This window comes from Kaistella haifensis DSM 19056, from assembly GCF_000735695.2.
GTDB lineage: Bacteria > Bacteroidota > Bacteroidia > Flavobacteriales > Weeksellaceae > Kaistella > Kaistella haifensis.
Map to the genome: position 1 here is coordinate 19,021 of NZ_JASZ02000033.1, position 11,295 is coordinate 30,315.

Consider the following 11,295-nt stretch of genomic DNA (forward strand, 5'->3'; position numbering starts at 1 on the left):
TTCCAAAGATAATTTTTTTATGCAGAGTTCTAAAGTTATTTTTTTTTAAATTTGTGGAAATTTTAACTAAAAATGGCAGTTGAACTCATCGAGAAATACTTTCCCAACCTTACCGAAGAACAAAAAAATCAGTTTGCAAAACTTGAGGATCTCTATAAGGAATGGAACGAAAAAATCAACGTTGTTTCCCGCAAAGATATGGAATCGCTATACGAAAAACATATTCTGCACTCGTTGGGAATCGCAAAAGTGATGGAGTTTGCGCCGAACACAAAAGTATTGGATATCGGAACTGGAGGTGGTTTTCCCGGAATTCCGCTTGCTATTTTATTCCCTGAAGTTCAGTTTACGTTGATAGATTCTATCGGAAAAAAGATTACCGTAGTTAAAGAAGTTTCCTCCGGTATCGGTTTGAAAAATGTAACCGCAATCCACGGAAGAGCAGAATCTTTGAAGGAAAAATTTCATTTTGTTGTAAGTCGCGCTGTTACACAAATGCCGGTTTTTCTTCGTTGGTTAAAGGGAAAATTCGAGAAAGAACAATTTAACCCAAAACACAATGGTGTTCTTTACCTGAAAGGAGGCGATTTGGCAGAAGAACTTGCTGGTTTGAAATGTGAAATTTTCTCGCTGCATGATTTTTTCGAAAACGAATTCTTCGAAACAAAAAAAGTAGTGTATTTATCGAAAGGAAACTTTAATTCTTAATTTGAGATAATAAAAAGTCAGCGGATAACGTTTTACAATTAAGTATTATTTACAATGGAAAAACTATACAGATTTGCAGTTCTTATTTTTTCAGTTTTCATGCTTAGCAGTTGTAATGATCGTTTTGAAGGCGATGAAATAACCAATATTGAGCAACTGAAAATCGACAGTGTGACGATTCCGCAGGATACGATGGATGTTTACAGCACCCAAACCATCAAAACCTATTCAAATTATTCTGCCAATTGTGAAGGTTTTTACGGCTACGATTATTTGCATACCAACCAGTTCGAAAGGGAAGTAACTTCTTATAAATTTAAAACTTCGGCGACGTGTGGAGAAGTGCTTACCAAAGCTTCTCAAATCAATTTCAGGCCGCAACAAACGGGAACTTTCACCTTTAAATTCTGGAACGGAACCAATGCTTCCGGCGAAAATATTTGGATTGAAAAGAGCGTCGTTGTAGAATAATTCTACCCGAAATTAATAAAAATCGCATCAGAATAAATCAATTTTCTGGTGCTTTTTTGTATTAAATTTTATATTTTTAAGGTTTATATGATTTATGAAATTTCTCAATAAAATTATCACCGAACTGCTTTCGCAAACATCCGATTTATCCAAATTCAATATTGTAATTCCAGGAAAAAGACCGATTGTTTTCATCAAAAAAATCTTAAAAGAAAAAGGTTATTCTGGTTTTTTACCCAATTTTTTCACCATTGAAGATTTAATTAAAGAAATTGCAGAAAAACAACCTGTGCAAGGAGTCGGATTATGGCTTTTTGCATTCGAAATTTGTCGAGAAATTCAGCCTTCAGAAGATTTCGCCAGTTTCTTAAAATGGTTTCCTACGATTTTAAAAGATTGGGACGATATCCTTAAATTTTCGGGAAAAGATGAAGCCGTTTTGCAATATATGTTTGATGAAGAACGTATTAAAAACTGGTCAGAAAACCTTGGCGATTCCGAAGAAATCCCGAGAAGAAAATTCCTGAATTTCTGGCAGAAAATGAATCTTTTTCTTCCGATTTTAAAGAAAAAACTTAACGAAAAAAACTGGGCTACTTCAGGAATGATTCACGAAGCAGCAAATGAAAAAATTGAAGATTTCGTACTGAAAACTGAAAAGAAATTCGTTTTCTGTGGATTTAATGCCTTTACTCCGGTTGAGGAAAAATTGGTAAAAAGTCTTTTGCAATGGGACAAAGCACAATGTTTTTTTCAGGCGGACGAATATTATATCAACGATACCCGACAAGAAGCAGGAAAATTTTTAAGACAACATAAAACTTGGAAAGAATTCAATGACAGTCGTGCTTTTCATTGGATTGAAAATGATTTCGCAAAAGATAAAACCATCAAAACCTACGAAGTTTCCGGGAATATCACGCAAACCAAAGTTCTTCCGGAGATTTTCAAGGAATTAAACGATCCAAATCTTTCGAATACCGCTGTGATTTTATTGGATGAAAACCTTTTACCAGCAACTTTGGAAGCAATGAATACGGTCGATCATCTGAACATTACGATGGGTTTTCCGCTGAAAAATTTGGGTTTCAGCAATGCGATGAAGCACATTTTTTATCTTCAAAAACAATTGGAAAAGAAGGATTCGTCATACTATTATCATGATGTTCTTTCGATTTTGGAGGAACTTCCAAATGAGCCCGACGACCAAAAAATCATTGCTGCTTTCAAAGCTAAAATTGAGGAAAGAAACATTGTGTATATTTCGAAAAACCAGTTAAAAGAGCTTCTATCCAGACTTTCTTATATTCAACTTTTCAGCAAACCCGATTCGGTAGTTGCGTTTCTCGATTTTCTGATTGATTTCTGTTATCAATTGAAATTCAAGGAATTGGATGATATTTTATTTGAAAATATTTCCCATTTCGAGAAAAGTTTTAAAATTATCAAAAATCAGATTTCTCCATATTCCTTTGATATCAAAATGGATACTTTGGAAGTTTTGATTAATCAATTGGTAAATTCAGAAACTATTGATTTTCAAGGAGAACCATTGCAAGGTTTGCAAGTTATGGGACTATTGGAAACTCGACTTTTAAACTTCGAAAACATCATTCTACTTTCTGCAAACGAAGGGAAATTACCATTGGGAAATACCCAAAACACTTATCTTCCGTTCGATGTAAGAAATCATTTTGGTCTGCATACTTTTTTAGAAAACGACAGCATTTATGCTTATCATTTTTATCGTTTGATTCAAGATTCACAGCAAGTTCATTTGCTTTTTAATGCGTTAAATTCTGGTGTAAATACAGGGGAAAAAAGCCGTTTTATTACGCAAATGGAAATTGAAGATCCACATCATACGATAGAAAACATCATCATCGAAAATACTTCTGATCCGATTATCCAGGAACCAATTCGCATTGAAAAAACGGCTAAAGTTCAGGAAAAACTGGTGGAATGGAAAAGCAGAATTTCCGCTTCACATCTCACTTCCTACATCTATAATCCGATCGATTTTTACTTGACCAAAATTCTCAATACCAAAGAATCCACTGAAATAGAAGAAGAATTATCGCAAAGAAGTTACGGAAATCTGGTACATTATTCACTTCAACTGATTTACGAAAAACTAATTGGTAAAATATTGTCAGTTAATGATTTAGAGCTCTCTAATCAAAAATTAAATGAAGTGATCAACGCAGCGATAGAAAAATTGAAACATCAGGTTGAATTCTACGAAAAAGGGATGAATTACATTCACCGTTCGATTGCAGAAAGGGTAGTGCGCAATGTTTTGGAATATGACCGAAAACTCATTGAAAATGGAAATACTTTGGAGATTTTGAGCGTGGAAGGAAATTTCGAAAATATTGGTTTTCATCTTGATGAAGAACAAAAAGACCAAGTATTTTTCTACGGTTTCATTGATCGAATAGATCGGCTGAACGGAAATTTGCGAATCATTGATTTTAAAACTGCAAAAACAAAAAACCTATCGATTTCTGAACCGAAAAAGCCCGAAGATGAAGAAAAACTGGAACGATTATTTTTCCGCGAAGATTATAAACAAGCCATGCAGCTTTGTGTGTATGCATATTCTGTTTTGAATGAGAAAAAATATCCCGACAACTTTGTAGAATGTGGAATTTGGAGTTTTGCGGAAGTGAATAAAGGAGTTCAAAATCTTCACATTTTCGGAAATAAAGATATTTCAGCAAATCAGTTGACAATTCCCATGAAATCGATAAAAACTGTGATTTCTGAAATTCTGAATCCTGAAATTGATTTTGTGGAAAATGAAAAGGTAAGTTGGGGAAACTAACACGATTATTGTTTTAAAATATTAATAAAATGTTTGATGCAAATTTTCAATCTTTGCGTTCAGAATATCTTTAATTGCAAATTGCGATGGTGGAGAAGTTATGTGTAAATTTGGACTTTAAAAAAAATTAATTTATTATGAATTTAAAAGGAAAAAACGCTATTATAACCGGTGGTGGAAGTGGACTTGGAAAGGCAGTTGCTATTGCTTTGGCTAATGAAGGAGTGAACATCGGGATTACCGGAAGAAACGAAGAAAACCTGAAAAATACCGCAGAAGAAATTAAAAAACTAGGTGTTAATGCTGCTTATTCTGTTTTCAGTATTGATGACGAATCGGCTGTTAAAACAGGGGTAGATGCTTTGGTAAAAGACCTTGGCGGTGTTGATATTTTGGTCAATAATGCAGGAATTGGAAATTTCGGAACGCTAGAACAAATGCCATCTGAAACTTGGGAACAGGTGATGAAAACCAATCTTTTCGGAGTTTATTACGCAGCACAGGCTGTTTATCCTTACTTTAAAGAAAAAGGACAAGGTGATATCGTAAACGTAGCATCCACTGCAGGTTTGAAAGGCGGTGCCAACATGTCGGCGTATGCAGCTTCCAAAGCTGCGGTAGTTTCTTTATCTCAATCGATGATGGCGGAATGGCGAAAAGAAAACATCCGTGTGATTACGCTTACTCCGAGTACTATTGCTTCCGATATGTCAATTCAAGGTGGGCTTACCGATGGAAATCCGGAGAAAGTTTTGCAACCTGAAGATTTCGCAGAATGGGTGAGAGATATCTTGAAAATGAACCGAAGAGCATTGATTGCCAACGGATCTATATTCTCTACTAATCCTTAATATTAGAAATTTTTATAAAAAAAAGCTGCGAAAATTCGCAGCTTTTTTTATTCTTGTAAAGAATGATTAGTGTCCGGAATGTCCATCGATTCCGTGTGCGTGACCGTGAGAAAGTTCTTCTTCGGTTGCTGGCCTTGTTGCCACCACTTCCACATCGAACTGCAAAGTTTTTCCGGCCATCGGATGGTTCAAATCTACGGTTACCACTTCATCTGTAACGTCAAGAACTACAGCATTTACTTGGTTTCCTTCAGGATCTTGCAAAGGTAGGATCACTCCCACAGGTGGCATCCCGCTTTCTTCAAACATTGATGCAGGCAATTGCGCGGTCGCGTTTTCTGCTTTTTCACCATAACCTTCTTCCGGAGTAATGGTAAAAGATTTTTTGTCTCCCGCTGCCAAACCGTGAAGGTTTTCTTCAAATTTTGGCAACATCATTCCTACTCCGTATAAAAATGCGAAAGGTTGATCGGCATCGGTTTTTTCAATGAACGTTTTTTCTCCATCTTCTTCAACGGAATTTAGCGTGTAATGTAGTGCTACTACGTGGTTTTTGTCTATTGTCATTATATTGGGATTAGAAAGGAATTTTTAAATCCTTTATTATTTTTTTAAGGAAGAGAAGATTTTCTTCTCTTTACTGTTTCAACAAAGGTAGTATTTTTGAATTTGAATTATGTGATACTGAAACAAAACGATTAATTTCTTTATCAAATCTATTTAAAAATCTTAATCGTAAAGTTCGACACTGTTATTTTCCGTTAAAGATAAAATCCCTTCAGATCGCTGATTTGGGTGTTCTGTAAAACCTTTCAATTTCGTCGTTTTTCCTTTTGAAATTAAATCTAAAATCTGCTTCTCGGTAATTTTTTTTCCGAAAATTACAAACGGAATTTTGAAATCGCAATTTTTAAAATTGGAACAGCCGACTGCTGTTTTCCCTTTTATCAGCGAGCTCGATTTGCATTTTGGACATTGCTGTTCTTCCCATTGAATTGTTGCCGTTTTCCGAGTAACTTTTTCCTTTTTAGGCAACTCTTTTTCCTCATTTTGAAAGGAGATAATTTTTGCCTTTTCGCTGATTACTTTTCGGGTCAATTCGTTGACCATCTGGATTAATTCATCCTTGAATTGAGCTGCTTCGTATTCACCCTTCTCGATTTTTCTTAATTTAAATTCCCATTCACCAGTAAGTTCCGGACTTTTCAAAAGTTCGTCTTCGATCGTGTCGATCAGTTCTACGCCGGTGGTTGTTGCAAGAAGATTTTTCTTTTTGCGTTCGATATACTTCCTTTTAAAAAGAGTTTCAATGATATTTGCTCGTGTGGAAGGTCGGCCGATTCCATTGCTTTTCATAAGTTCGCGAAGTTCCTCATCGTCCACTTGTTTTCCTGCTGTTTCCATCGCTCGGAGCAGGGTTGCTTCCGTGTAAGGTTTTGGCGCACTGGTTTTTCCCTGGTGAATGAGCGGGGAATGTTCGCCTTTTTCGCCAACTTTAAATTCGGGAATTAATTGTTCCTCCTCCTTATCTTTTTTCTCGGAATCGTCTTTTTTATCTTTTACATAAATTTCGCGCCAACCCAATTCTAAAATCTGTTTTCCGTTGGCTTTAAAAGAAATGGTTCCCACTTTTCCTTCAACAAGCGTATTTGAGATTTTACATTCCGGATAAAAAACCGCAATAAAACGCCTTGCAACCAAATCGTAAATCAGTTTTTCTTCTTTGCTTAAATTAGAAGAAGGAGGAATTTCTGTCGGGATAATCGCATGGTGATCGGTCACTTTGCTATCATCGAAAACTGCCTTGGATTTCGGAATTGGCTGTTCCAAAAGAGGTGCGGTATATTCGCTATAAAAATTCATGGAACGCAATATTCCCGGAATTTTCGGGTAAAGATTTTCGGATAGGTAGGTGGTATCTACACGCGGATAAGTCGTATGCTTTTTTTCGTATAAACTTTGGATGTATTTCAAAGTATTGTCCGCCGAAAAGCCAAATTTTCGGTTGGCTTCTACTTGCAGCGCCGTCAAATCAAACAGTCGCGGATTTTTTTCTTTCCCTTCTTTAATTTCAAAAGAAACGATTTCGAAAAGGTTTTGCTTCAGATATTCGAGTCCTTTTTCTGCTTTTTCCTTGGTCTTAAGTCGGTCAATCGCCGCACTGAAAATTACATCGCGGTATTTGGTTTTTAATTCCCAATATTCCTCGGTTTCGAAAGCATCAATCTCTTTTTGCCTTTGAACCAACATCGCAAGAGTAGGTGTCTGAACCCTGCCAATAGACAATACACCTTTGTTTCCGCCAAATTTTCGGGTAAAAAGTCGGGTTGCATTAATTCCTAAAAGCCAATCGCCAATTGCACGAGCATTTCCTGCGAGGTAGAGGTTTTGGTAATCCTCAGCGGGTTTCAATTGATTAAAACCTTCTTTGATGGCGTCTTCGGTCAATGAAGAAATCCACAGTCTTTTCACCGGTTTTTTGCATTTTGCTTTTTGCAAAACCCACCGCTGAATCAGTTCTCCTTCTTGCCCGGCATCACCACAGTTGATGACTTCATCGCATTCTTCTACTAATTTTTCAATGGTTTTAAACTGTTTTTCAACTCCTGAATTAGGAATTAGTTTAATCCCAAATTGTTCAGGAATAATCGGTAGGTAGATGAGATCCCAAGATTTGAAATGCGGACTATAATCGTGGGGTTCTTTCAAGGTACAAAGATGCCCGAAAGTCCAGGTGACACAATATCCATTACCTTCGAAATAGCCCTGTTTAGGCATATCTGCACCTAATACTTTGGCAATATCTCTTGCAACACTTGGTTTTTCGGCAATGCATAATTTCATTTTTACAGCTTCATTTTTTGTCGTTTGCAAATTACCGATTTTTTTTTGAATATCGGGTTGCGAACTCTTTCGTATGAATGTATTTGATGAGTAGAAATAGTAAGAAAACAGGATCTATTCTGATTGAAAAATAGGGAAGATATAATCATTGTGCTGTTCTTTATCTTATTTTAATACGGTAAAAGGAGGTTTGGAAAGATCATCAAGAGCTTGAACATCCAACAAAAAAGTGGTTCCAATGAATACCGGAACCACTTGAAATAAGGCCGTACATTTCATCAACTGATCAACACATTACCAGCGTAAACAGAGTCGGAAGCAATTAGCTCATCCTGAGAACGAAAAGCGAGCCAAACATGAACGGTTTTCCCTTGCCAATTTGGTGCGAGCTGTACGTCTAAAAGACCATCAGCACGAGAGGCCATATTTTCGATGAAGACAGAGCGTACATTGTCTTCCGCTACATAGAGTACCTGAGCAAGATCAGTTTCGCGATCGGGGTTACTGCCCGAATTGTTGTACCACTGGATCTGGAAAGAGCCGGGTGCAGGAGCAGCTAACCCCGTAATCACCGGTGCAAGAAGGCCGCCTTTGGCAAAGAAGATTTCCTGATAATCGGGGGTGATCTGCAAGGTTGCAAAGTCGATTTTAAAAGCATTGAGCAGATTTGTTATTGCCAAGTTATAGCAAGAGCGCATGCCCACTTTTACCCCAAAATGTTTTTTAGCAAATGCTTTGTAAGAGCTGATAAAATCATAGCACAGCTTCATTCTCTGCTGTACAATCATCTGATTGGGGGTAGATGCTGTAGTTCGTTTTTTTGGCCGAATCCGTAAAATTTCGGTACCAGCAACATTGGCTACAACTAAACGGCCAGTACGACCGTAGGAGCCAGACAGTAAGGAATCATTTAGTTTTCCCATAATAAATAATTTTTATTGGTTAATGATGTAAAATTATTATGAAAACTGATTTCAAATTTTAACCTTTCCGAAATTTTCTGAAATTTTCCATTTAGCCTATAGAACTATTGGATTTGTTCTCATTTTCTTTAAGAAGTGTATATCCTTTTTATATCCTTGCTATAGGGTTTGTAAAAGGTTTGTAGTGGCATTGTATATCCTAATGTATATGAATTTTGTTTGTTTGATTTTCGGAAATCGGGTGTTTTCTTGGAATGATGAGTTCAGCGGTACTGAATTTTAAAAAATATCAGTTTGCGGTTCTTTTTTGGATTTTGCTTATTCCATATGCATCAATAAGCTATTTATTTTGTGATTTTATCATTTTTTTTAATTTTGTGCTAACAATTAAAAAAAAGCCATGAATCACTTACATCAAACCAATACCGCCCAGCTGAATGAGTGGATAAGAGAAATGGATTTGTTTTTCCAGCAATTAACTCAAAGCGAGTTTCCGCTGGATGTTTCGCAACTATATGAGGAACATGAGGTATGCAAGTTGCTTAGAATAACCCCGCGGACGATGCTTACTTACCGGAAGCGCAATTATTTTCATTACATCAAATTGGAAGGCAGGGTTTATTACCTAAAACCGCTGCTGTACATTGATCTGGTGAAACTGAGCATGAACCATAGGTAGTGTAGAGATTGCAAATCCGCGCCATAAGGGATTATTTTAAAATAAAAAACCGTCAAGGGTTCCAAATCCTTGATGGTTTTTTTTTTGAGGAAATTTTTTAACCACAAAAGTGACAAAAGTTTTTTCTTTTTTAGTTATTCAAAAGAGCGAAAAAGGAGAGTGGGCTGGATTCTTAGATTCAAGTCTAATATCTAACCTCTAATTTTTTTAACCACAAAAGTGACAAAAGTTTTTTCTTTTTTAGTTATTCAAAAGAGCGAAAAAAGGAAAGAGGGCTGGATTTTTAGATTCAAGTCTAATATCTAACTTCTAACCTCTAATTTTTTTCTACCGCAAAAGTGACAAAAGTTTTTTCTTTTTTAGTTATTCAAAAGAGGGAAAAAGGGAAAGAGGGCTGGATTTTTAGATTCAAGTCTAATATCTAATATCTAACTTCTAACCTCTAATTTTTTTCTACCACAAAAGTGACAAAAGTTTTTTCTTTTTTAGTTATTCAAAAGAGGGAAAAAGGGAGAGAGGGCTGGATTTTTAGATTCAAGTCTAATATCTAACTTCTAATTTTTTTCTACCGCAAAAGTGACAAAAGTTTTTTCTTTTTTTAGTTATTCAAAAGAGAGAAAAAGGGAGAGCTAGAGATTATAGATTTTAAATTATAGATTCTCATGGAATTTTATTTAGCAGGGGAGCGGGGGAGGAATAAGTGTATCTTTTATCGGAAAAATGAATTAAAATACTTCGTTTTTTGTATATGTTAAAATATCTTAAAAACACTAACATTGAAGTGAATTTATAGAAAAACAATCTATAATACGCAATGTAAAATTAGACATAATCCTTTATAAGACAATACATTGCTTAATTTATTTGATTTGTTTGCGAAAATATTTGGTAATTTGGGAAAGATGCGTATATTTGAGAGTTGTACGACATAGTAAAACCCACCTCGTAAAAATGAAAGTTCGTGACGAAAAACTAAAAGCAATAATTGATTGGTCTAAAAATAACCGAGACATAAGAGCAGTATTATTGACAAGTTCACTTGTAAATCCATTAGCACCTGTTGACGATTTTAGCGACTTAGACATTGAACTTATATTCGAAAATAACGCCAAATATATTTCAGACAATACTTGGACAGAAAATTTTGGAAATCCAATTGCAATGGTTGAAGAAGACGAAACCTATTTCGAAGGTAAACACGCTATGAAAATGGTTTTATATGCTGACTATGTCAAAGTAGATTTCAAATTATACAGCAAACCCGAATTTTTACTTGACGCAAAAAAAAATGAATTACACGAAGATTGGGATATTGGCTATAAAGTTTTGGTGGATAAAGAAGGGCTAACAAATAGTCTAAAAAAGCCTACTCACCAGATTTTTATAATAAAAAAACCTACAGAAAAAAAATTCAAACAAGTTTTAAATGACTTTTGGTGGGACATTGCTCATACCGCAAAATGTATTATTAGGGATGACTTGTTTTATACAAAGTTTATGACTGAAAATAATATCCGAACAGACTATTTAATCCCTTTAATCGAATGGTACATTTCAAGCGAACATAATTGGAATATTACAACCAATAAATACGGCAGACTTTTTAAAAAATACCTGACTACCGATTTGTGGGAAACAATAGAACAAACATTTTCAGGAAGTAAAAAAAATGATAATTGGGATGCTTTATTTGCAATGGCTGATTTAGTTTCAAAAATTGGAACTGAATTATCGAAAAAACTAAATTATGATTATCCCAAAAAATTAGAAAAAGACATACGAAAATATTTGGACGAATTAAAAACTAAATAAATAACTACGTCGTACAATAACTAAGCTTTCGTTTTGTCTGCAAGACAAGAAATGAAAGCCCGTTGAACGGAAGCTCCGGTAGCTTTTCAGCAGTATGATGGTCCTCTTATGGGGATGTCGTTTTTAGAATATAGAGGTGCAAAGCAGTTTTTTCGGAAGGACTGCTTTTTTTGTGGCGTT

At 35.4% G+C, this 11,295-nt stretch carries 9 protein-coding genes; 6 read left to right on the forward strand and 3 right to left on the reverse strand.

The window, feature by feature from the left end; all coding sequences use genetic code 11:
- The first annotated feature begins 72 nt into the window (after positions 1 to 72).
- From rsmG to AP75_RS12175, 4 genes are all read left to right on the forward strand, one after another.
- Positions 73 to 708 (forward strand): 16S rRNA (guanine(527)-N(7))-methyltransferase RsmG, encoded by a 636-nt coding sequence (gene rsmG, locus AP75_RS12160; protein ID WP_088264859.1) that lies wholly within the window; start codon positions 73 to 75, stop codon positions 706 to 708.
- 54 nt (positions 709 to 762) lie between these two features.
- On the forward strand, positions 763 to 1,179 hold the full coding sequence (locus tag AP75_RS12165; RefSeq protein WP_031503064.1) for a hypothetical protein: 417 nt from the start codon (positions 763 to 765) through the stop codon (positions 1,177 to 1,179).
- A 94-nt stretch (positions 1,180 to 1,273) separates the two neighbouring features.
- Positions 1,274 to 4,006, forward strand: coding sequence for a PD-(D/E)XK nuclease family protein (locus AP75_RS12170; RefSeq protein ID WP_088264860.1), 2,733 nt, complete (start codon positions 1,274 to 1,276; stop codon positions 4,004 to 4,006).
- 137 nt (positions 4,007 to 4,143) lie between these two features.
- Complete coding sequence (locus AP75_RS12175) at positions 4,144 to 4,857, forward strand: 3-ketoacyl-ACP reductase (RefSeq protein WP_088264861.1); 714 nt, start codon at positions 4,144 to 4,146, stop codon at positions 4,855 to 4,857.
- Between the two features lie 66 nt (positions 4,858 to 4,923).
- Here AP75_RS12175 and AP75_RS12180 read toward each other — a convergent pair whose 3' ends face one another.
- From AP75_RS12180 to AP75_RS12190, 3 genes are all read right to left on the reverse strand, one after another.
- The gene (locus AP75_RS12180; RefSeq protein ID WP_031503061.1) at positions 4,924 to 5,424 is read right to left on the reverse strand and encodes an FKBP-type peptidyl-prolyl cis-trans isomerase; all 501 of its coding nucleotides are present in this window, start codon (positions 5,422 to 5,424) and stop codon (positions 4,924 to 4,926) included.
- 162 nt (positions 5,425 to 5,586) lie between these two features.
- On the reverse strand, positions 5,587 to 7,701 hold the full coding sequence (locus AP75_RS12185) for a type IA DNA topoisomerase (protein ID WP_088264862.1): 2,115 nt from the start codon (positions 7,699 to 7,701) through the stop codon (positions 5,587 to 5,589).
- A 278-nt stretch (positions 7,702 to 7,979) separates the two neighbouring features.
- Positions 7,980 to 8,624 carry a DUF6266 family protein gene (locus tag AP75_RS12190; RefSeq protein WP_031502190.1) on the reverse strand — a complete coding sequence of 215 codons (645 nt, stop codon included), beginning with the start codon at positions 8,622 to 8,624 and terminating at the stop codon, positions 7,980 to 7,982.
- Between the two features lie 400 nt (positions 8,625 to 9,024).
- Here AP75_RS12190 and AP75_RS12195 point away from each other — a divergent pair, with 400 nt between their 5' ends.
- Positions 9,025 to 9,303, forward strand: coding sequence for a MerR family transcriptional regulator (locus AP75_RS12195; RefSeq protein WP_088264863.1), 279 nt, complete (start codon positions 9,025 to 9,027; stop codon positions 9,301 to 9,303).
- A 951-nt stretch (positions 9,304 to 10,254) separates the two neighbouring features.
- Entirely contained in the window at positions 10,255 to 11,115 is an 861-nt protein-coding gene (locus tag AP75_RS12200; RefSeq protein WP_025069680.1) for an AadS family aminoglycoside 6-adenylyltransferase, read from the forward strand.
- Positions 11,116 to 11,295: the final 180 nt, after the last annotated feature.